Source organism: Neorhizobium sp. T25_13 (assembly GCF_002968675.1).
Taxonomy (GTDB): Bacteria; Pseudomonadota; Alphaproteobacteria; order Rhizobiales; family Rhizobiaceae; genus Neorhizobium; species Neorhizobium tomejilense.
On record NZ_PVBI01000006.1, the window covers coordinates 195,291 to 215,278 of the forward strand.

At 61.9% G+C, this 19,988-nt stretch carries 24 protein-coding genes; 15 read left to right on the forward strand and 9 right to left on the reverse strand.

Features of this window, described 5'->3' with window-relative positions:
* Positions 1-89: 89 nt before the first annotated feature.
* The 9 genes from C5J22_RS16040 to C5J22_RS16080 all read left to right on the forward strand — a co-directional run bounded on the left by C5J22_RS16040 (position 90) and on the right by C5J22_RS16080 (position 8,047).
* Positions 90-1,061 carry a magnesium transporter CorA family protein gene (locus tag C5J22_RS16040; protein ID WP_105439023.1) on the forward strand — a complete coding sequence of 324 codons (972 nt, stop codon included), beginning with the start codon at positions 90-92 and terminating at the stop codon, positions 1,059-1,061.
* Positions 1,062-1,075: 14 nt separating this feature from the next.
* Complete coding sequence (locus tag C5J22_RS16045) at positions 1,076-2,977, forward strand: potassium transporter Kup (protein WP_105439024.1); 1,902 nt, start codon at positions 1,076-1,078, stop codon at positions 2,975-2,977.
* 169 nt (positions 2,978-3,146) lie between these two features.
* Positions 3,147-4,301, forward strand: coding sequence for a cell wall hydrolase (locus C5J22_RS16050; RefSeq protein ID WP_245440404.1), 1,155 nt, complete (start codon positions 3,147-3,149; stop codon positions 4,299-4,301).
* A gap of 267 nt (positions 4,302-4,568) precedes the next feature.
* A complete protein-coding gene (locus tag C5J22_RS16055) occupies positions 4,569-4,931 on the forward strand; it encodes an AtpZ/AtpI family protein (RefSeq protein WP_105418639.1) in 363 nt (120 codons plus the stop codon).
* A gap of 61 nt (positions 4,932-4,992) precedes the next feature.
* Positions 4,993-5,745, forward strand: a complete 753-nt coding sequence (locus C5J22_RS16060; protein WP_046630996.1) for a F0F1 ATP synthase subunit A — start codon at positions 4,993-4,995, stop codon at positions 5,743-5,745.
* Between the two features lie 66 nt (positions 5,746-5,811).
* Positions 5,812-6,039 (forward strand): F0F1 ATP synthase subunit C, encoded by a 228-nt coding sequence (locus C5J22_RS16065; RefSeq protein ID WP_037087706.1) that lies wholly within the window; start codon positions 5,812-5,814, stop codon positions 6,037-6,039.
* An 83-nt stretch (positions 6,040-6,122) separates the two neighbouring features.
* Positions 6,123-6,731: a F0F1 ATP synthase subunit B gene (locus C5J22_RS16070; RefSeq protein ID WP_105418641.1), complete on the forward strand. Its 609-nt coding sequence runs from the start codon at positions 6,123-6,125 to the stop codon at positions 6,729-6,731.
* Between the two features lie 4 nt (positions 6,732-6,735).
* Positions 6,736-7,221 carry a F0F1 ATP synthase subunit B gene (locus tag C5J22_RS16075; RefSeq protein WP_105439026.1) on the forward strand — a complete coding sequence of 162 codons (486 nt, stop codon included), beginning with the start codon at positions 6,736-6,738 and terminating at the stop codon, positions 7,219-7,221.
* 76 nt (positions 7,222-7,297) lie between these two features.
* Positions 7,298-8,047, forward strand: coding sequence for a nucleotidyltransferase domain-containing protein (locus tag C5J22_RS16080; RefSeq protein WP_105439027.1), 750 nt, complete (start codon positions 7,298-7,300; stop codon positions 8,045-8,047).
* Positions 8,048-8,062: 15 nt separating this feature from the next.
* On the opposite strand, the gene C5J22_RS16085 is transcribed toward C5J22_RS16080, so the two are convergent.
* Positions 8,063-8,731 carry a ribonuclease HII gene (locus tag C5J22_RS16085; protein ID WP_105439028.1) on the reverse strand — a complete coding sequence of 223 codons (669 nt, stop codon included), beginning with the start codon at positions 8,729-8,731 and terminating at the stop codon, positions 8,063-8,065.
* A 169-nt stretch (positions 8,732-8,900) separates the two neighbouring features.
* Positions 8,901-10,058, reverse strand: coding sequence for a PA0069 family radical SAM protein (locus C5J22_RS16090; protein WP_046641104.1), 1,158 nt, complete (start codon positions 10,056-10,058; stop codon positions 8,901-8,903).
* A 133-nt stretch (positions 10,059-10,191) separates the two neighbouring features.
* Between C5J22_RS16090 and C5J22_RS16095 the strand changes: the two genes are divergently transcribed.
* Complete coding sequence (locus tag C5J22_RS16095; protein ID WP_046664605.1) at positions 10,192-10,710, forward strand: glycosyl transferase; 519 nt, start codon at positions 10,192-10,194, stop codon at positions 10,708-10,710.
* A 3-nt stretch (positions 10,711-10,713) separates the two neighbouring features.
* Here the strand turns inward: C5J22_RS16095 and moaB are convergent, their stop codons facing one another.
* From moaB to C5J22_RS16115, 4 genes are all read right to left on the reverse strand, one after another.
* Positions 10,714-11,262, reverse strand: a complete 549-nt coding sequence (moaB, locus tag C5J22_RS16100; protein WP_105439029.1) for a molybdenum cofactor biosynthesis protein B — start codon at positions 11,260-11,262, stop codon at positions 10,714-10,716.
* A complete protein-coding gene (locus tag C5J22_RS16105) occupies positions 11,259-12,188 on the reverse strand; it encodes a 4-(cytidine 5'-diphospho)-2-C-methyl-D-erythritol kinase (RefSeq protein ID WP_105439030.1) in 930 nt (309 codons plus the stop codon). Before C5J22_RS16105 ends, moaB begins: the two co-directional genes overlap by 4 nt.
* A 5-nt stretch (positions 12,189-12,193) precedes the next feature.
* Positions 12,194-14,029 (reverse strand): tetratricopeptide repeat protein, encoded by a 1,836-nt coding sequence (locus C5J22_RS16110; RefSeq protein WP_105439031.1) that lies wholly within the window; start codon positions 14,027-14,029, stop codon positions 12,194-12,196.
* A 164-nt stretch (positions 14,030-14,193) separates the two neighbouring features.
* Entirely contained in the window at positions 14,194-15,210 is a 1,017-nt protein-coding gene (locus tag C5J22_RS16115) for a polyprenyl synthetase family protein (protein WP_046631012.1), read from the reverse strand.
* Between the two features lie 106 nt (positions 15,211-15,316).
* Between C5J22_RS16115 and C5J22_RS16120 the strand changes: the two genes are divergently transcribed.
* Together C5J22_RS16120 and C5J22_RS16130 are read left to right on the forward strand one after the other, a co-directional pair.
* Positions 15,317-15,538 carry a DUF2007 domain-containing protein gene (locus tag C5J22_RS16120; RefSeq protein ID WP_037087717.1) on the forward strand — a complete coding sequence of 74 codons (222 nt, stop codon included), beginning with the start codon at positions 15,317-15,319 and terminating at the stop codon, positions 15,536-15,538.
* A gap of 371 nt (positions 15,539-15,909) precedes the next feature.
* Entirely contained in the window at positions 15,910-16,710 is an 801-nt protein-coding gene (locus C5J22_RS16130) for a tRNA1(Val) (adenine(37)-N6)-methyltransferase (RefSeq protein ID WP_105439033.1), read from the forward strand.
* Here the strand turns inward: C5J22_RS16130 and C5J22_RS16135 are convergent.
* The gene (locus tag C5J22_RS16135) at positions 16,679-18,019 is read right to left on the reverse strand and encodes an Nramp family divalent metal transporter (RefSeq protein WP_105439034.1); all 1,341 of its coding nucleotides are present in this window, start codon (positions 18,017-18,019) and stop codon (positions 16,679-16,681) included. The two genes, C5J22_RS16130 and C5J22_RS16135, sit on opposite strands and share 32 nt — an antisense overlap.
* Before the next feature lie 49 nt (positions 18,020-18,068).
* Between C5J22_RS16135 and C5J22_RS31225 the strand changes: the two genes are divergently transcribed.
* From C5J22_RS31225 to C5J22_RS16145, 3 genes are read left to right on the forward strand one after another with little or no spacing between them, the layout of a single operon-like run.
* Positions 18,069-18,230 carry a hypothetical protein gene (locus tag C5J22_RS31225; protein WP_172746634.1) on the forward strand — a complete coding sequence of 54 codons (162 nt, stop codon included), beginning with the start codon at positions 18,069-18,071 and terminating at the stop codon, positions 18,228-18,230.
* Positions 18,187-19,053 carry a S49 family peptidase gene (locus tag C5J22_RS16140; RefSeq protein ID WP_105439035.1) on the forward strand — a complete coding sequence of 289 codons (867 nt, stop codon included), beginning with the start codon at positions 18,187-18,189 and terminating at the stop codon, positions 19,051-19,053. The genes C5J22_RS31225 and C5J22_RS16140 overlap by 44 nt, the downstream gene beginning before the upstream one ends.
* A 27-nt stretch (positions 19,054-19,080) precedes the next feature.
* Positions 19,081-19,272 (forward strand): hypothetical protein, encoded by a 192-nt coding sequence (locus C5J22_RS16145; protein ID WP_105439036.1) that lies wholly within the window; start codon positions 19,081-19,083, stop codon positions 19,270-19,272.
* 3 nt (positions 19,273-19,275) lie between these two features.
* Here C5J22_RS16145 and C5J22_RS16150 read toward each other — a convergent pair whose 3' ends face one another.
* Entirely contained in the window at positions 19,276-19,590 is a 315-nt protein-coding gene (locus tag C5J22_RS16150; protein WP_105439037.1) for a type II toxin-antitoxin system RelE/ParE family toxin, read from the reverse strand.
* On the reverse strand, positions 19,590-19,874 hold the full coding sequence (locus C5J22_RS16155) for a hypothetical protein (RefSeq protein ID WP_105439038.1): 285 nt from the start codon (positions 19,872-19,874) through the stop codon (positions 19,590-19,592). The genes C5J22_RS16150 and C5J22_RS16155 overlap by 1 nt, the downstream gene beginning before the upstream one ends.
* Positions 19,875-19,988: the final 114 nt, after the last annotated feature.

Consider the following 19,988-nt stretch of genomic DNA (forward strand, 5'->3'; position numbering starts at 1 on the left):
CCGCTGATGGCCGGCTGGCGGTCCCTAAACCAGGGGCCGGCAAGCCCGCTTCTCGTTCAGGGCCGACGACGTTCGGCCGGAGACCACGATTGATCAATGCCTATAGCGCCACTGGCTCGATGAAGACGCTTGCGCCGGCCGACGCATTGCGACAGCTCGCCGACGACATCGTCTGGATCGATCTGGTCGAACCGACTCCGCAGGAGGACGCTTATGTCGAGGGTCTCCTCGGAATTCAGGTTCCGACCCGTGACGACCTGAAGGACATCGAACCTTCGAGCCGGCTTTATGTGGAGAAGGGCTCAGTGTTCATGACAGCGTCGCTCGTCTGGCGCGCCGATGGCAAGGATCCGCAGCTCACCGACGTCGCCTTCATCCTCTCCGGCAGCCGGCTGATCACCGTGCGCTATGCCGAGCCGAAAAGCTTCCAGCTGTTCATCGCCAGCTTGAACCGCCTGCCGGAACCGGGGCGCGATGGTGCCACTTTGCTGGCAAAACTTCTGGAAACCATCGCCGATCGCACCGCCGAAATTCTTGAGCAGACGGTCGATCACGTCGATGCGCTGTCGACGGAAATCTTCCGCGACCGCGGCAAGCGCCGCCCGCCGCAGTTCCTGGAACGCAAGCTGGCCGATATCGCCGAATACCACCGGCTGATCAGCAAGGTGCGCGACAGCCTTGGCTCGCTCGCCCGGTTGTTGACCTTTCTCATGAACGTGCCCTTGATCAGCCAGGACAAGAGCGACGACAACCTCTGCCGCACTGTTGCGCGGGATGTCGACTCGCTTTCGGAGCATGCCTCCTACATCGCCGGTAACATAGCTTTTCTGCTGGACGCCTCGCTCGGGCTGATCAATGTCGAGCAGAACGCCATCATCAAGATATTCTCCATCGCGTCGGTCGTGTTCCTGCCTCCGACGCTCGTTGCCTCGATCTACGGCATGAACTTTCAATTCATGCCGGAACTCGAGTGGCATATCGGATATCCGCTCGCGATCTTCGCGATGCTCCTGTCCGCCATCATCCCTTTTTTCTTCTTTCGCTGGAAAGGCTGGCTTTAAGCCGGACATCCCCCATGGGTCACCCCGCTGAACATCACGACGCCGAGAAAACGAAGGTCCAAGGCCTTTTTGCGCTCGCACTCGGCTCCGTCGGCGTCGTCTACGGCGACATCGGTACGAGCCCGCTCTATGCATTCCGCGAGGCTCTGAAGCCGATCGCCCACGATGGCGTCACGGAACTCGAGATCATCGGCCTCATCTCGCTGATGATCTGGACGCTGACGATCATCGTCACGTTCAAATACGTGCTTTTCCTGCTGCGCGCCGACAACGACGGCGAAGGCGGCACGCTCTCGCTCCTTGCACTTCTGACCAAGTCCGCCAATGGCCATAGGGCAGTGTTGATGCTGCTCGGCCTCATCGGCGCGGCGCTTTTCCTTGGCGATGCGATGATCACTCCGGCACTGTCGGTCCTGTCCGCCGTCGAGGGCCTGAAGCTGGTGGCGCCGTCGATGAGCAGCGCCGTGGTACCGATCTCGGTAGGTATCCTGATTGGTCTTTTCGCTATCCAGTCGAAGGGAACCGGCCTCGTATCGCGCTTCTTCGGGCCGATCACCGCCGTATGGTTCATCGTCATGGGCGCCGGCGGCGTCGCCCATATATCGGACGACTACAGCATCCTGGCCTCCTTCAATCCGGTCTATGCGGTCGAATTCATGCTGAACGAGAGTTTCGTCGGCATCGTCGTCCTCGGCGCCGTTTTCCTGACGGTCACTGGTGCCGAAGCGCTTTATGCGGACCTTGGCCATTTCGGCCGACGTCCGATCCAGTGGGCCTGGTTCACGCTTGTCTTCCCGGCGCTGACCTTGAACTATCTGGGGCAGGGCGCTCTGGTGCTGAAGCATCCGGAAGCGATGTCCGATCCGTTCTACCTGATGTTCCCGCAATGGGCGCTGCTGCCGGTGGTCATTCTCGCGACCGCCGCCACCATCATCGCCAGCCAGGCGGTGATCACCGGTGCTTTCTCGCTGGTCCGCCAGGGGATCCACCTCGGTTACCTGCCGCGCATGCAGATCCTGATCACCTCCGAGACCAATACCGGGCAGATCTTCCTGCCGGGGGTCAACACCCTGCTTCTGGTCGGTGTGATCGCGCTGGTCCTGGGCTTCGGAAGTTCCGAATCGCTCGCCACCGCCTACGGTATCTCGGTGACCGGCGCCATGGTCGTCACCACGCTGATGGCGTTCGAGTTCGTGCGCGTGAAGTGGAAATGGCCGCAGACCTTTGCGATCTGCATTCTGGCTCCGCTGCTTGCCCTGGAACTGGTCTTCCTCGGCGCCAACCTCTTGAAGGTCCATGACGGCGGCTGGGTCCCGGTCATGATGGCAATCATCTTCACCATCGTCATGTGGACCTGGAAGCGGGGTACCGCGATCCTCTTCGAAAAGACCCGCCGCATCGACGTGCCGCTCGAAACCTTCATTCCGATGGTCGAGAAGAAGAGCGATCATGCGCCGGTCTCCGTGCCCGGCGTCGCGATCTTCCTGACCAGCGATCCGGAAACCGCGCCCGCAGCACTGCTGCACAACATCAAGCACAACCACGTCCTGCACGAAAAGAACGTGGTGCTGACCATCATCACGGTCAACAAGCCGCGCGTGTCGCTGGAGGAGCGGTTCAAGATCGAGAAGGTCTCGGAGCGTTTCACGCTGATCGAACTGCGCTTCGGCTTCATGCAGTCGCACAATGTCTCGCAGGCGCTCGCCTATCTGCGCAAGACGGGCTTCAAGTTCGACATCATGTCGACCTCCTTCTATCTGGGCCGCCGCAAGCTGGTGCCGGATGCCGAATCCGGCATGCCCATGTGGCAGGACCGGCTGTTCATCGCCATGGCCAACACCGCGACCGACCCGTCAGACTATTTCCACCTGCCGGCCAACCGCGTCGTCGAACTCGGCTCGCATGTCATCATCTGAGACGCGCCGTTGGGATGTCCTTCGCTGACATTGATGTGAATGTGCTAATTCAAACCGGCTGCCGGGCGTTTCGGCAGCCGGCGTTAACCGCTCATCAAGGTTAATGATTGATCTTCATCGGGTTCTTGTTGCCCTGTGGAGTTTTAAGGTTTTGCGTTCGAATAGTGTTTTGCGTCGCAAGTCCTCATCCGGACTGAGTGGATGGACTTCCCCGGCCGTCTTCGGCCTTGCCTGCTGGCTGATCTTTCCATCCGCCCCGGCTCATGGCGATCTCGCCGATCTTCTGACCGGCTTCGACGGCGCCGAACAATGGCGCATGGTGCTGACCGATTCGCCGGCGGGCTCGATCCATCAGGCTTCGCTGGCATTTCCCGGTCTCAAGAACGCGGTCTCCGGCAATGCCGGTCTCGAACTCCCGGACGGCCGCAAGATCGCGCTCGTCGACGAAAAGAAATCCTCCGATCCGCGGCCCGATGAGGACCGCGTCAACCGCGCCGCCAAGAAGGGCCGCATCGTCACCGTCGAACGCATGCAGCCGCCCAAGGCCTTTTCCGCAGGCTCCGTGCTGCAGCGTTCGAGTTCGCTGACCTTGCCGCTCGACGCCCGTGATGAACTGACCAGGTTTGCCAGGGCCGGCAAGAGCGAGAAGCCCGTCGAACTCGCCGCCTTCTATTTCCGCAAGAAGGCCGAGCCGAAGCCGGAAGACGATCTGATGCCGATGATCGCGAGCCTCATCAACAACAATCAGGCCGATGTGCTGGCAACCGCCTATGCGCCGGCGGCGCAGGATTTCGCCAAGGAATCGCCCTTCGATGCGATCCTCACGGAAAAGCCGAGCGCCGGCCGCTTCATTCCGCCGATCGGTCTCGACGATCACGCCTGGGCTGCGACGCCGTTGCCGCCGGCCTCCTTTTCGGCGCGCGAGCAGCAATGCCTCGCCTCCGGCATCTATTTCGAGGCGCGCGGCGAATCCGCTCGCGGCCAGGCGGCTGTCGCCCAGGTCATCCTGAACCGCGTCCGCAATCCGGCCTATCCGGATACGATCTGCGACGTCGTCTACCAGAACGAGGACTGGCGCAACCGCTGCCAGTTTTCCTTCGCCTGCGACAATATCAAGGATCGCATCCGCTCCGAATATCATTGGAAGATGGCACGCGAAGTGGCCATGGCCGTGACCGCCGGCAAGATCTGGCTTCCGGAAGTTGGTTCCGCCACCCATTATCATGCCGTCTATGTTCGTCCCGACTGGGCGCGCACGATGAAGAAGGTTGGCCGCATCGGCCTGCACGTCTTCTACCGCACTTACGGCGGCGGCTGGAGCTGAGCTGATTCCCGTCGCTTCAACAGGCGGCGATTCCCGCGACAGTTTTACCCGACTCCGGTTGTACTCGTTTTAACTGGTTGAATTTGCTTGGTTAATTTACCTAGTTCGAAGAACCTTGGACGCCTTGACTATGGGGGCGGGCAAAACTATGTTGCGCGCGACTTGAAAACGGGCCGGACGGCGCGAAATCCCCCGCCAACTGCACTTTTTTGCTGTTGGAAAGCATAAAACCGGTTGTGCCGGGAGCAGAAATAGGGGAGGACGCACATGACGGATCACCGCGACGATGGTCTGGAAGAGCGCCGGCGGCGTCTTTCCGCAAAACTTGCGGAAAGGAAGGCTGACGACGACGCAGAGGCGAGGCGGGACGCGCAATCTGAAGAAAGCCGAAAGGGCATGGCCCTCGGCTTCAAGATTTCCTCCGAGTTCATCTCCGCGATCGCAGTGGGTGCGATTCTGGGCTATGCGCTCGATTATTATGTCGGCACGTCGCCGTGGGGGATGATCATTCTTCTCCTCCTCGGCTTCTGTGCCGGTGTCTTGAACGTGCTTCGCTCGGTGGGAAAGGTGGCTCAGCCGCCTGCCCTGCAGAAGCGCAGTGACGGAGACGGAAAGGAAGGCGACCTTTAAGAAGGGCGCTTCCGGCGAAGTGAAGGGAGCCGCTCAAAGCGGCGAATGAAAGAGGTAGACGGTGGCAAACGATCCGATCCATCAGTTCCAGATCAGCAAGATCGTTCCGATCGAAATCGGCGGCATCGACTTCTCCTTTACCAATGCATCCCTGTTCATGGTTGCGACCGTGGCCTGCGCCGCAGGTTTCCTCTATTTCTCCACCTCGCAGCGCTCGGTCGTCCCGGGCCGCGCGCAGTCGGTTGCGGAAATGTCCTATGAGTTCATCGCCAACATGCTGCGCGAAGGCGCCGGCAGCCATGGCATGAAGTTCTTCCCGCTGGTCTTTTCGCTGTTCATGTTCGTGCTGACCGCAAACCTGCTCGGCATGTTCCCCTATTTCTTCACGGTTACCAGCCAGATCATCGTCACCTTCGCGCTGGCGATTCTCGTGGTCGGCACGGTCATCGTCTACGGTTTCTACAAGCACGGCCTGCATTTCCTCAAGCTCTTCGTGCCGAGCGGCGTCCCGGGGGCACTGCTGCCGCTGGTCGTGGCGATCGAAGTGATCTCGTTCCTCTCGCGTCCGATTTCGCTCTCCGTTCGTCTGTTCGCCAACATGCTGGCCGGCCATATCACGCTGAAAGTGTTCGCGGGCTTCGTCGGCTCGCTTGGAGCGCTCGGCGCACTCGGCATCGGTGGTGCCATCCTGCCCCTCATCATGACCGTCGCCCTGACCGGTCTCGAATTCCTCGTCGCCTTCCTCCAGGCCTACGTCTTTGCGGTGCTCACTTGCATGTACCTCAACGACGCGGTCCATCCCGGCGGGCACTAAGGATAAAGACATTGGCGTCATAGGCGTCAGTCTACAGCCGCAACAACCATTTCGAAGGAGTTTCTCATGGAAGCGGAAGCAGCAAAGTTCATCGGTGCAGGCCTGGCTTGCTTTGGTATGGCCGGTACGGCTCTTGGCCTCGGCAACATCTTCGGCAGCTACCTGTCGGGCGCATTGCGCAACCCGTCTGCCGCTGACAGCCAGTTCGGCCGTCTGGTATTCGGCTTCGCCGTTACGGAAGCTCTGGGCATCTTCTCGCTGCTCGTCGCTCTCCTTCTCCTGTTCGTGGTCTGATATCTAGGCCAGGAATTCGGATCGCGGCCGCCTGAACAGGGTGGCCGTGGTCTTTCGCATTTGGAATTCACCTGGAGGTGATGATGTTCGTGACCTCGGCATATGCGCAGACCGCGCCGGCCGCTCCAAATACGCCTGCTGCGCCCGCTGGCGAAGTGCATACCGAAACCGGCGTTGCCCACGGCGGCGAACACAAGGGTGCGTTCCCGCCCCTGGATTCCACCTATTTCGCTTCGCAGCTTCTGTGGCTGGTCATCAGCTTCGGCCTCTTCTACCTGCTGATGAAGAAGGTCATCGTTCCGCGCGTCGGCGGCATTCTCGAACACCGCCACGACCGGATCGCCCAGGACCTCGACGAGGCCGCCCGCCTGAAGGCGGAAGCGGACGCCGCCGTCGAGACCTATGAAAAGGAACTGGCAGCTGCCCGTTCCAAGGGCCACAAGATCGCCGAAACCGCTCGCGAGGCCGCCAAGACCAAGGCCGCCGCCGACCGCACCGCGATCGAGGCCGAGCTGACCGAGAAGCTGGCCGCTGCCGAAACCCGCATCGGCGAAATCAAGGCAAAAGCTTTCGCAGAGGTTGGCCAGATCGCCGAAGAGACCGCCACCGCCATCGTCGATCAGCTGATCGGCGCCAAGGCAAGCGGCGACGACATCAAGGCTGCAGTTGCGGCCGCGAAGACGGAGGCCTGATCCAATGACATTGGATGCAACATTTTTCGCACTTGTCGCTCTCGTCATCTTCCTGGCCCTGATCGTTTACCTGAAAGTGCCGGGCATGATGGCGAAGTCGCTCGACGAGCGCGCCGCCAACATCGGCAAGGAACTCGACGAAGCCAAGCGCCTGCGCGAAGAAGCGCAGACCCTGCTCGCCGAATACCAGCGCAAGCGCAAGGAAGCCGAAGCGGAAGCCGCGCAGATTGTGGCTGTCGCCGAGCGTGAAGCCGCGGCCCTGACCGAGGAAGCTCGCCAGAAGACCGACGAATTCGTCACTCGCCGCAACGCGCTTTCCGAGCAGAAGATCAAGCAGGCCGAAGCCGAAGCGATCGGCGCCGTGCGCGCCGCCGCCGTCGATCTCGCAATTGCCGCTGCCCAGAGCGTCATCGCCCGCAAGGCCGATGCGTCCACCCAGGACACGCTCTTCAAGGACGCCGTCGGCAAGGTGCAGTCGAGACTGAACTGATTTCAGTCACGCAAGACTTTCCAAAGCCGGGGCGAAAACCCCGGCTTTTTTTGTTTTGGGCGAAAGGAGTGTCGTGATGGCTTTGGCTGCGGGAAGTCTGTCGAGGGAACGAGCACTGTCGCTAACCGAACGGTTTCTGACCGAGCGGTTTGCCGATGCGGATTTCGCCTTCGTGGCCGGCTCCATCATGCGTGGCGCGGGAACGCCGTCCTCCGATATTGATCTCGTCGTACTGCATTCTGCCCTGCCGCATGCCCATCGTCACTCAGAGGTCTTCGAAGGTGTGCCATTCGAAGCTCTGGTACATGACGAGGGGACCTTGCGCTGGTTTCTTGAGGCGGATGTAAAAGCGGGCCGCCCCGTGCTGATCCGCATGGTGATCGAAGGAATTCCTATTGGTCCGCGGCCGCAGCGAGCGGATGAGCTTCGCCGCGAGGCCGAGGCTCTCCTGGTCAAAGGTCCGCCGCAGTTGGACCAGGAGGCGCTCGACCGCATGCGTTATGTCATCTCGAGCCTGCTGACCGATCTTGCCGACGAACGGCCTGACTTCGAGCGGGTGGCGATTGGCTCGGCGCTTTATCAGGCGCTCGGTGATTTCATCCTGCGCAGCAACGGGCAATGGTCCGGAGCCGGAAAATGGTTGCCGCGGCAGATGACAGCTTTCGATCCGGTGCTGGGCGATGCATTCGTCGAGGCCTTCGACATGCTGTTTCGCGAAGGAGAGGCTAAGCCGGCCCTGGATTGCGCGGAACAAGTCTTCGCCGCACATGGGGGACTGCTGTTCGATGGCTATCGCGCCGACGCGTTGCCCGAATGGCGTAAATGAGGGAAGGAGTGCCGGTTAGCTTTCCGGCAGATCATCCTTTTTGAGCGGCCGAAAGCTCATCCGGTGCAGGGAGCAGGGGCCATGCGTCTCGATGCCGGCGCGGTGCTGGGGCGTCCCATAACCGACGTGATTGGCAAAACCGTAACCGGGGAAGACCAGGTGCGCGCGGGTCATCATCCGGTCGCGGGTAACTTTTGCGATGATCGAGGCGGCGGCAATCGAAACGGAGCGGGCGTCGCCCTTGATGACCGCCTTGCCGGGGCAACAGAGCCCCTGCGGCACGTCGCGGCCGTCGGCGAGCACATAGGCCGGCGTCACGGCAAGCCCCGCCACCGCGCGGCGCATGGCGTCGAGACTGGCGCGCAGGATGTTGCGCTCGTCGATATGGCGTGGACCGGACGCGGCGATCGACACTTCGGCCGTCGCCATGATCGCCTCGAACAGAACTTCCCGCTGATTAAGAGTCAGCTGCTTGGAATCGTTGAGGCCATCCGGGATATTGTCGGGGTCGAGGATGACGGCGGCGGCCACGACCGGGCCTGCCAGCGGCCCGCGTCCCGCCTCGTCGGTGCCCGCGACCGGCCAATGGCCGGCCTGGCGCGCCACAAGCTCCAGACTGAAATCCGGAACCAGCGGAACATCTTCAAAAAGCATCGGAGAATCGGGCGACGTGCGAGGTAACATGGCGGCAACCTCGCACGTCGTCCCGACCTCCTGCAACCCCCGGCCAAGCGATTGCGGCGTCGCTATCCACCGAGGGGCGGCGGTGGAACCGGGGTATCTTCCGACGCGGGGGACAGGGCGGGTCCGCGCCGGAAATGGGAATTCGCAATGAAACCGGGAGAGGGCCCGGTCAGAGCAGCGAGAGTTGGATACCACCGCCGTCGGGGCGGAGGAAAATGTCGTCGCGCAGCGGCAGGCCGCGCCGGACCATGCCGAGCCGCTTGGTCGCCATCTCGAAACGCCGGCCGATCTGCCATGCATAGGGACCGGCACCCTTCATCCGCTTTCCCCATTCGGCGTCGTAATCCTTGCCGCCGCGCATCGAGCGGACGAGCGACATCACATGCCGGTAGCGGTCCGGATAGTTCTGCAGCAGCCAGTCGCGGAAGAGGGGGCTCACCTCCAGCGGCAGGCGCAGGAGCACGTAGCTCGCTTCCGTCGCCCCTGCCGCATGGCCGGCGTCGAGGATCCGCTCGATCTCATGGTCGTTGAGCGCCGGAATGACGGGTGCCACCATGACCGCAGTCGGAATACCGGCATCGGTCAACGCCTTGATGGCAGTGAGACGCTTGGGAGGGGTCGAGGCGCGCGGCTCCATGGTGCGGGCAAGCTTGCGGTCGAGGGTGGTGACCGAAATCCCGACCTTCGCGAGCCCTTTCGAAGCCATATCGGCAAGGATGTCGATGTCGCGGGTGATCAGCGCCGACTTGGTGACGATCGCGACGGGGTGGTTGGCCTTCTGCAGCACTTCGAGGATCTGCCGCATGATCCGCCATTCCCGCTCGATCGGCTGATAGGGGTCGGTATTGGTGCCGATCGCGATCGCCCGCACCTTGTAATCCGGGCGGCTCAGCTCCCGTTCGAGCAGTTTCGGCACGTCCGGCTTGGCGAACAGCTTCGACTCGAAATCGAGGCCTGGCGAAAGCCCCATGAAACTGTGCGTCGGCCTTGCGAAGCAGTAGATGCAGCCATGTTCGCAGCCGCGATAGGGATTGATCGAGCGATCGAAGGAAAGGTCCGGAGATTCGTTGCGAGTGATCGCGGTGCGCGGCTTCTCCACCTGCACCTCGGTCCTGAACGGTTCGAGCTCCTCCAGTGTCTGCCAGCCGTCATCGAATGCCTCGCGGCGCTCTTCCTCGAAACGGCCGCTCGGGTTGAGCCCCGCGCCGCGCCCGCGACGCCGGTCGATCTCCACCCGAAGACCGGAGGATTTGACCAACGCATCGGCAATATCGGCCGTATGGGCAGGCGCGAAAGCGTCCTGCCGCAACTGATGCAGCTCGTTCATGGGTTAGCTCCTGAAGGGGAAATTCCCCGTTCCTGATGATTAAATTCCTAGCGCGGAAATGAGAACATTGCAAGAACAAAATTGAAGGCCGGCGTTTCTGGCGTTCCTTGTGGCAATGCGTTACATGTCAGGCATGCTGACTGTCATCATGGAATGCCGCGATCAGGAATCCGAGCTGGCGCAGACGCTCTCTGTGCTCGTTTCCGCTGCGGTGGAGGGACTTGTGAGCGACGTCGTGGTGCTCGATCACGGTTCGCGGGATGGTTCCTCCCGCGTCGCCGATGCGGCCGGCTGCCGTTTTTACGGCCATTGGGACATCAAGGATATTTTGCGCGGCGCCCGTGGAGAATGGTTGTTGCTCGTCGAACCCGGCGCCCGGCTGCAGGCCGGCTGGATCGACGAGGTGATGGAGTATATCGCGCTGAACAAGCAGCCGGCCCGCTTCGCGCCGGCGCGCAACTATCGGCGGCCGTTCTTCAAGCGCATCGGCCGCGCCGTGCCGCCGCTGGAATACGGCATGCTGCTGCCGAAGCGGCAGGCGATCGCGCTCGCAAAATCGGGGATGGACCTGGAAGCGCTGGCACGCGGCCAGAAGGTGTCGAAGCTCGCCAGCGAGATTATTCCGGCCTGGGTGGCAGCGGCAGTCAGGTAGCGGCTACTTGCCGCCGCGCTTCAGGTGCTCGTCGAGCCGCGGCATGATCTCGATGAAATTGCAGGGCATGTGGCGGTAGTCGAGCTGCGCCTTCAAAATGCCGTCCCAGGCATCCTTGCAGGCGCCGGGCGAACCCGGCAGCACGAAGATGAAAGTGGCGTTCGTCACGCCGCCGGTCGCCCGCGACTGGATCGTCGAAGTGCCGATCTTGTCGTAGGAAATGCGGTGGAACACTTCCGAAAAGCCGTCCATGCGTTTTTCGAACAGCGGCTCCAGCGCCTCGGGCGTCACGTCCCGGCCGGTAAAACCCGTGCCGCCTGTGGTAATCACCACGTCGATATCGGGATCGAGCGTCCATTCCCGCACCTGGCCGGCAATGCGGTCCTTGTCGTCCGTCACGATCGCCCGTGCCTTCAGCTCGTGGCCGGCTTCAGTGATCCGCGCCACCAGCGTGTCGCCGGACTTGTCGTCGGCCGCCGTGCGCGTGTCGGAGACGGTCAGCACGGCGATGCCGACGGGGATGAAGGAACGGGTTTCGTCGATCCGGTTCATTGGGTTTTCTCGGGCACCTGTCCGACGGTCCTCACCGCCTGAAAATACCATTCCGGCTTCTGGCCGTTAAGGTTTTCCATCGCCTTTTCCGCCGCTTCGAAGGAAGGAAATATCCCGAAACAGGTGGCGCCGGAACCGGACATCCGCGTCAGCATCGTGCCCTCCGCGCCGATCAGGCTGGAGATCTGGTCGATCTCGCGCACCAGCGAGCGCGCCGGCGGTTCGAGATCGTTGCGCAGAGTTTTCAGGAAGCTGATCCAGTCACTGTCGAACGGGCCGATCGCCGCGTTTTCCTTCTGCGTCAGGCGCAGGAAGATATCGGGCGTCGAGACGCCGACGAGCGGATTGCCGAGCACCAGCGACAGCGAGGGCAGGTCGGGAAGCGCGGTCAGTTCCTCGCCTATGCCCCTCGCCATCAGCGCCTCGCTCTTGAGACACATAGGCACATCGGCGCCGAGCAAAAGCGCGAGCGCTGCCAGTTCCCCATCCGGCAGGTTGGCATTCCAGAAGCGCATCAGGCCGCGCAGGGCAGCTGCCGCATCAGCCGAACCACCGCCGATACCGGCTGCGACCGGGAGGTTCTTTTCGAGATGGATAGCTACCGGCGGCGCCGAAACGCCTTTATCCTCCAACGCCGCGCGCAGGAGATCGCGCGCTTTCAGCACGAGATTGCCCCTCTTGCCTTCCGGCGAGGTCGGTAGCAGCGAGGCGAACCGGCCGGAAACGGAAAAATCGTCGGCCTCCGTCTCGCTAAAGCACAGCCGGTCCCCGGTGTCCGCAAAAGTCACGATGCTTTCGAGCCGATGATAACCGTCGGCCCGCTGGCCGGTCACGTGCAGCGCGAGATTGATCTTGGCGGGCGCCAGTTCGAAGAGGCCCGCCTTGTCGGCGAGCCATTTGTCAGATGACGGATTGTCGAGAAACATGCGCGTCAGGATTTCTTGTCGGGATTGGCCGGCGCCGGCGGGGCAGGTGCCACGGGCTCCGTCGGGCTGCGGTCGGCAGTCGTGGCGTTCGGATCGAGCGGCGCCAGGCCCTTCTCGATCTTCTCCTTGATCTGCTCGCGGTTGATGTCCTCGCCTTCCGAGATCAGAGCCCGGTTCCACTGGTAGACGGCCTCGAGCTTGCGCCCGACGCGCCAGTAAGAATCGCCGAGATGGTCGTTGATCGTCGAATCGCCGGCACGCAGCTGCACCGCACGTTCCAGCTCGGTCACGGCATCGTCGAACTTGCTCATCCGGAAATAGGCCCAGCCGAGCGAGTCGACGATGTATCCGTCATCCGGCCGTGCGTCGACGGCCCGCTTGATCATGTCGAGACCCTCGTCGAGGTTCTTGTTCATGTCGACCAGCGAATAGCCGAGATAGTTGAGGACCTGCGGCTGTTCCGGGTTGAGCTCGAGCGCCTTGCGGAAGTTCGGCTCGGCCTTCGCCCAGTTCTTGAGCCGCTCGTAGGCGATGCCGCGCTGGAAGAAAATCGTCCAGTCGCCGGGCTTCGGCACAGGCCCGATGACCTCGGCAGCCTTGTCGTAGGTCTCCGCCATGGTCTTGTAGTCCTTGGCGTCGGAAAGCACGCTGCCATAGGCGATGTAGCTGCGGATGTCGGACGGATCGGAATCGATCAGCGACTTCAGGTGCTGCTTGGCCTCATTCACCTTGCCGGTATCGGAAAGCGTCACGCCGAGCTGCAGCTCGGAAATGCGGCGCATCGGCGAATCGGCCGGGACGCTGGCATAGAACTTGATGGCGCGCTCCGGCTGCTTCAGCTTTTCAGCGATGCCGCCGAGCAGGATCAGCGTGTCGGCGCTCTTGGGGTCGAGCGCGTGGGAAATCTGCAGGTAGAGCGAGACCATGTCCTCGGCGCCCTGGCGGTTCAGCGCCCCGCCGATCGAAAACAGGACGCTGGCCGCGCCTTCTGCGGCATTGCTCACCTGCTGTTCGGGCTTCTGGCCCTTCTCGATGCTCTGGCGCAGGGCCTTCAGCGGCGCATAGTTGGAGACCATGCCGTCACCGACGGAGATCGCGTCCAGCGCCTTCTGCTTGTTGCCAGCAGCCGCTTCGAGACGCGCAAGCGCCATCACCGCGCGCATAAAGGTGTCCGGCGCGGTGGCGACGGCTTCCTTGTTGGTGACGGCGGTATTGAGGTGCTGCCGCGCCGTGCCGATATCGCCGGTCACCAGCGCCATGGCGCCGAGATGGTAATCGGTGAATACCTTGTACCAGGCCGGTCCCTTGAGGTTGTTGATGCCGGCCATCGCCTGCTTGCCCTTGCCGGCGCCGACATCCGCCCAGGCGGAAAGAAGCTGGTGGGTCAGCCGGTCGAGATCGTTCGGGCCTTCGTAGGCAAGAACCTTCTTGGCGGTATCGAATTTCTTGGCGCGCAGGGCATCGAGGCCGCGGACGATCTTGGTGATCCGCTCGACGGCCTTGTCGTCCTTGAGCGCGTTGGCTTCAGCGAGGCCCTGGTCGAAATCGCCGTTGAGCAACAGCGAGATCATCAGCCGCTCGCGGATTTCCAGGTTGGCGGCATCGAAAGCCAGCGCCTTGCGGTAGAGCGCGATCGCAGTGTCGTAGTCATGGTCGACGTCGGCTGTCCGTGCGGCCAGAAATGCACCGGAAAACGTCTTCACGTTGCCAGGGCCGAACGTCACCGTGTCTTTCACCGCGGGCTTCACTTCCGCCGTCGCCGCATTGGCTACCGTTCCAAACAGGAGAACAGTTGCAAGCGCCGCGCTGGAGAGCAGAAGAAGGCTGGATTTCTGCCGCATAAACATGCCTTTCGTAAGAGCATGGCGATTCGATGAGATACCGCCGCCAATTCCGCCCTATTGATTCATGATAGAATGGCTTTTTTGAAGCACGTCCGCAAGGAAATCCCCAGCGCCGCATGGGGACGGCGCCGGTCACACCTTCGTCAGCGGGCGGCTTTCGGTCAGTTGACGCGCTGGATCGAGAAGTCGATGACTTCGAGAAGAGCGGCCTTGAGCGGCGAGGCTGGAAGCGGTGCCAGCGCATCGCGGGCGATCGTGCCGTAATGCAGCGCGCGGCCGATCGTGTCGTTCAGGGCTCCGTATTTGTTGATCAAGCCGAGCGCCTTTTCCAGGTTCTCGTCGCTGCTTTCACCCTTCTCGATCGCCTGGCGCCAGAAGGCGCGTTCGGCTTCGGTGCCGCGGCGATAGGAGAGGATGACGGGCAGCGTGATCTTGCCCTCGCGGAAATCGTCGCCGACATTCTTGCCGAGATCGGCAGCCTTGCCGCCGTAATCCAGCGCGTCGTCGACGAGCTGGAACGCAAGGCCAAGGTTCATGCCGTAGGATTTCAGCGCACCCCGGCCGGCCTTGTCGGCATTGGCGATGATCGGCCCGACTTCGGCGGCGGCGGCAAACAGCGCGGCCGTCTTGGCGCGGATGACCGAAAGATAGTCGTCCTCGGTCGTCTCCATGTTCTTGGCGACGGAAAGCTGCAGCACTTCGCCTTCGGCGATCACGGACGCTGCGGCCGACAGCACGTCGAGCGCTTCGAGAGAGCCGACCTCCACCATCATCCGGAAGGCCTGGCCAAGCAGGAAATCACCGACCAGAACGCTTGCCTGATTTCCCCAGATCATCCGTGCGGTGGAACGCCCGCGGCGCAGATCGCTTTCGTCCACCACGTCGTCGTGGAGCAGCGTTGCCGTGTGCATGAACTCGACGCTGGTCGCAAGCTTCACATGGCCTTCGCCCTGGTAGCCGAACAGGGCAGCAGACGCGAGCGTCAGCATCGGCCGCAACCGTTTGCCGCCGGACGAGATCAGGTGGTTGGCGACTTCCGGGATCATCTGCACGTCGGAGCCGGCCTTGGAAAGGATCAGCTGGTTGACCCGATCCATGTCCGCCTTGGTGAGATCCACCAGCGGTTTGACGGATGCCAGTTTGTTTTTGCCTTCTTCAAGCGGTATGACGACGCCCAATGTCAGGCCTCCCTATCGAAATCTTTCAAACGACAATAGAAAGAGGCTGATAGTGCGGCAAGCGCAAATCGCATCCCGCCAGATATAATGGGGTAACAAACAAGCCATGCTGGAGATCATCCGCACCAACGACATCGTGATCCTGTCGCTGGCACAGAGCCTGATGAAGGATGCGGGCATCTACTGCATGGTCGCCGACCAGTCGATGAGCGTGCTCGAAGGCTCGCTGGGCCTGTTGCAGCGCCGGCTGATGGTCGACGGCGAGCGCGCCGACGAGGCCCGGCGGATCTTGAAGGACGCGGGGCTGGAAGCGGAGCTGCGGCCTTGATGTCGAGGGAGCTGTGGCTGTGAGTTTTTTTGAAGCCTTGGTGTTGGATGTTTTGGAGTTCCAACCTTGAGCCTTTTCGCGGATCGCCCCCCTCTGCCCTGCCGGGCATCTCCCCCTCAAGGGGGGAGATCGGCTGGGGGCATGCCTGCCGCTCCCAATCAGCTGTCGTCTCCTGCGCATTTCAATGCGACGTCTCTCCCCGAACATTTCAATACCTCTCTTCCAGCACGCTGTTTCGGGGGGAGCGAGGATCGCGCCGCTTGTGATCTCCCCACTCGAGGGGGAGATGCCCGGCAGGGCAGAGGGGGGCTGGCAACCACCGGCACTAGATGGGATCTTCCAACCGCCGACATCCAATGGTGCCGCAAAGTATGAGCACTCCAACCCACACCATCGACGCCTTCCATCGCGGCCGCTTTCACGTCATGCAGCCGAAGGGCGGTGGGCATCGGTCAGGCGTCGATGCGATGCTGCTCGCCTCATTGGTAGCTGCCGACACGCCCGTGAGCGTCGCCGATCTCGGTTCGGGCGCAGGTGCTGCGGGTCTCGCGGTCGCCGCGCGGCTGCAGCACTCGAAAGTCCTGCTGATCGAGAAATCGCCGCTGATGGCCGACTATGCCCGCAGGACGCTGGAACTTCCCGAAAACGCCTTCCTGGCCGGTCGCATCGAGGTGCTGGAAGCGGATGTGACCCTGACGGGAAAGCCGCGGCTCGCCGCCGGCCTTGTCGACGAAATCCATGACCACGTGATCATGAACCCGCCCTTCAACGATGCCAGCGACCGCAAGACGCCCGATGCGTTGAAGGCCGAGGCGCACGCGATGACGGAAGACCTGTTCGAAGCCTGGATCCGCACCGCCGGCGCGATCATGAAGCCCGGCGGGCAGTTGTCGCTGATCGCCAGGCCGCAATCGATCGCCGAGATCATCGATGCCTGTGGCAGGCGTTTCGGCGGCTTGGAAATCACGGCTCTCCATCCCCGGCCGGACGAAAGCGCCACACGCATCCTGGTCACCGCCGTCAAGGGATCGCGCGCCCGCCTGACCTTCCGCGCGCCGCTTTTCGTGCATGGCGCGGATGGCCATGCTTTTTCGGCGTTCGTGGACGACCTGAACAATGGCCGGGCCGCCTATTCCCGCCTCAGCCCGAAACGAAATCCACGAGAAGCTTGACGTTAAGGCCGGCGATGACGACGGCGATCAGCCAGGCGATGCCGGAGAGCCAAATCGGCGCCACCAGTTGACCCATCTTGGCCTTGCTGGCGGTGAACATGACGAGCGGGAAGACCGCAAAGGAAAGCTGTAGGCTGAGCACGACCTGGGTCAGGATCAGCAGCTCGGCCGTACCCGCATCACCGTACCATATCGTCACGAACGCGGCCGGAATGATGGCGATCGCCCGGGTGATCAGCCGGCGGATCCATGGCTGCAGCTTCATCTTGAGGAAGCCTTCCATGACGATCTGACCCGCAAGCGTCGCCGTCACCGTCGAGTTCAGGCCGCAGCAGAGCAGGGCGATCCCGAACAGCGTCGGGGCGATGGCCAAGCCGAGCAGCGGTGCCAGCAGCGAATGGGCTTCGCCGAGTTCCGCTACCTCAGTCCGGCCGGTGCTGTTGAAGGCGGCTGCCGCGAGGATCAGGATCGAGGCATTGATCAACAATGCAAAACAGAGCGCGACGGTGGAGTCGATCGTCGCATAGGTGAGTGCCTCCTTCTTTTCCGGCAGGGTGTGGCCATAGTTGCGGGTCTGTACGATGCCGGAATGCAGGTAGAGATTGTGCGGCATGACGGTCGCGCCGAGAATGCCGAGCGCCAGATAAAGCATCTCCGGATTGGTGACGATCTCGGTTGTCGGGAAGAAGCCGCGGATGACGCCGCCCCATTGCGGATCGGCGAGGAAGATCTGGATTGCGAAGCAGACGGCGATGACGCCGAGCAGGGTGATGATGAAGGCTTCGACCCAGCGGAAACCCATCTTCTGCAGGTAAAGGATGATGAAGACGTCGAGTGCCGTGATCAGCACGCCGAGCTCGAGCGGAATGCCGAAGATCAGGTTGAGACCGATCGCGGTGCCGATCACCTCGGCGATGTCGGTGGCGATGATGGCGATTTCAGCAAGCGCCCAGAGCGGGATGGAAACCCATTTCGGGAACGCGTCGCGGCAGGCCTGCGCCAGATCTCGGCCCGATGCGATCGCAAGACGCGCACAGAGCGACTGAAGCACGATCGCCATCAGGTTGGACAGCAGCGCGACCGCCAGCAGCGCATAGCCGAATTTGGAGCCACCGGCGAGCGAAGTCGCCCAGTTGCCGGGATCCATGTAGCCGACTGCGACCAGGTAACCCGGCCCCGCAAAGGCAGCGAGCCGCCGCCAACGGGATCCGGATTGCGAGATGTCGATGCTTCGATGGACGTCGGAAAGCGATGCCTCTCCCCGCTTGTTCCGCCAGCCGCTGTCCTGTTTTGAACCCAAGACGTCCATTGTCACTCTCTCTTCGTTCGCGAGCGGATAATGCCTTGTTGGAATGGTAATGCAAGTCATTCGCAACTGGAAAAATCAAAATCCTGCTTTAAGCGGCACAGCCATTGCGTTTGAAAATCCGTCACATACATGCTTTGGCAGAGCCGAACGCGACAGAAGGAAAAGAAATGGCCGGGTTTTTGAAGAGGTTGATGCCGAAACGGTTCCGTAAGAAAGGGCTGACGATTCCCGTCGTGCGGCTTCACGGAGCGATCATGGCCGGCGGCAGCCAGTTCAAGCAGAGCCTCAACCTGGCCGGCGTGGCGCCGATGCTCGACAAGGCCTTCGCCAAGAAGGATGCGCCGGTCGTCGCGATCTCGATCAATTCCCCCGGCGGATCGCCCGTGCAGTCGCGCCTGATCTTCCAGCGCATCCGCTCGCTGGCGGAAGAAAAGAACAAGAAGGTGCTGGTCTTCGTCGAGGATGTCGCGGCCTCGGGTGGCTATATGATCGCACTCGCAGGCGACGAGATCTTTGCCGATCCGACCTCCATCGTCGGCTCGATCGGTGTCGTTTCCGGCGGTTTCGGCTTTCCGGAACTGCTGCGCAAGATCGGCGTCGAGCGCCGCGTCTATACCGCCGGCGAAAACAAGGTGATCCTCGATCCCTTCCAGCCGGAAAAGGAAGGTGACATCGAATATCTGAAGGCCCTGCAGCTCGAAATCCACAAGGTCTTCATCGAGATGGTCAAGCTGCGCCGCGGCGAGCGGCTCGCCGACGACGCGACGATCTTTTCGGGCCTGTTCTGGAGCGGTTTGCGCGGGCTCGATCTCGGCCTGATCGACAGCCTCGGCGACATGCGCGAGGTCCTCAAGCGCCGTTACGGCAAGGATACGAGGCTGGAACTGATCGGCAGCGCCCGCACGCTCTTCGGCCGCCGCGTGCCCGGCGTCGTCTTCGGCGAGGGCAAGGCTGGAGAAATCGCCGCAGGCGCAGTCACGGGACTTGCGGCGAGCCTGGAAGAAAAGGCAATGTGGAGCCGCTACGGCCTTTGAGGTCGTCAGGATAGCGCGAGAGGGGAAATGGCGCAGCTTTTATTTCTGATCATCGTCATCGGCGGCGGCTGGATGCTCTACAAGAAATTCATCAAGGACGCCGAAAGACTGTCATCGCGCACCCGCCGCGAGGAAAAGGAACGCCAGAACGGCGCGATCGGCACCCTGGAACGGGACCCGACGACGGGGGAGTACAGGGTGAAGCGGGATGAGGAGTAGGAGCTAGAGTCGCTCCCTCACGCGCGACGCCCAGTCTGAGCCGGCATAACTTACGCAGAGAATGAACACGGTTCTGGCTTCATCGTCTACGGTGAAGCACACCACGGCTTTTTCGGAGGCCGGGATGGCGCGAAGACCGGGGAGAATGTCATCCCGGATGGTCCCGATTTTTGGGAAATCTGTCAGGCGGGAGATGAAGAGCGTGATCTCATCGACCTTGGATTTGCCGATGGCAGTGCCCGCATAGGACGAAATGAAATCGGTGATGTCAAAGATATCGAACTCGACGAGCGGGTGCTTGATGATCGCGTAGCTCATCAGCGGTTCTTATATTTCTCGTCCAGTTTTGCCTTGATGCGATTAGCCATTTCGTCCCCATCCCACGGCAGCCACTGATCTCGCGGCAGCTTCGCGCGGCGGCGGATTTCGTCCTTCATGCCGATCAGCGGATCCTCATGAGCGGAACTTTCCTCATCCCTCAGCAGGCTCTCGATGCCGGCCTCGAGGACTTTTTCGACGGACGGAAACTGGCCGTCCTCGACGAGCTTTTCAGCAAGTCGCAGAGAGCGCTCAGACAAGGTGAAGCTGTTCTTGACGTTCATGGTCTTTCTCCGGAAGAACGGGCGGACCTTAACATGGATCGTGCCGTTTCGGCATCCCCGCAACCGCTCCAAACGCATAAATCCTTGACCCGCGCCCCTGATGCGTGGCACTCG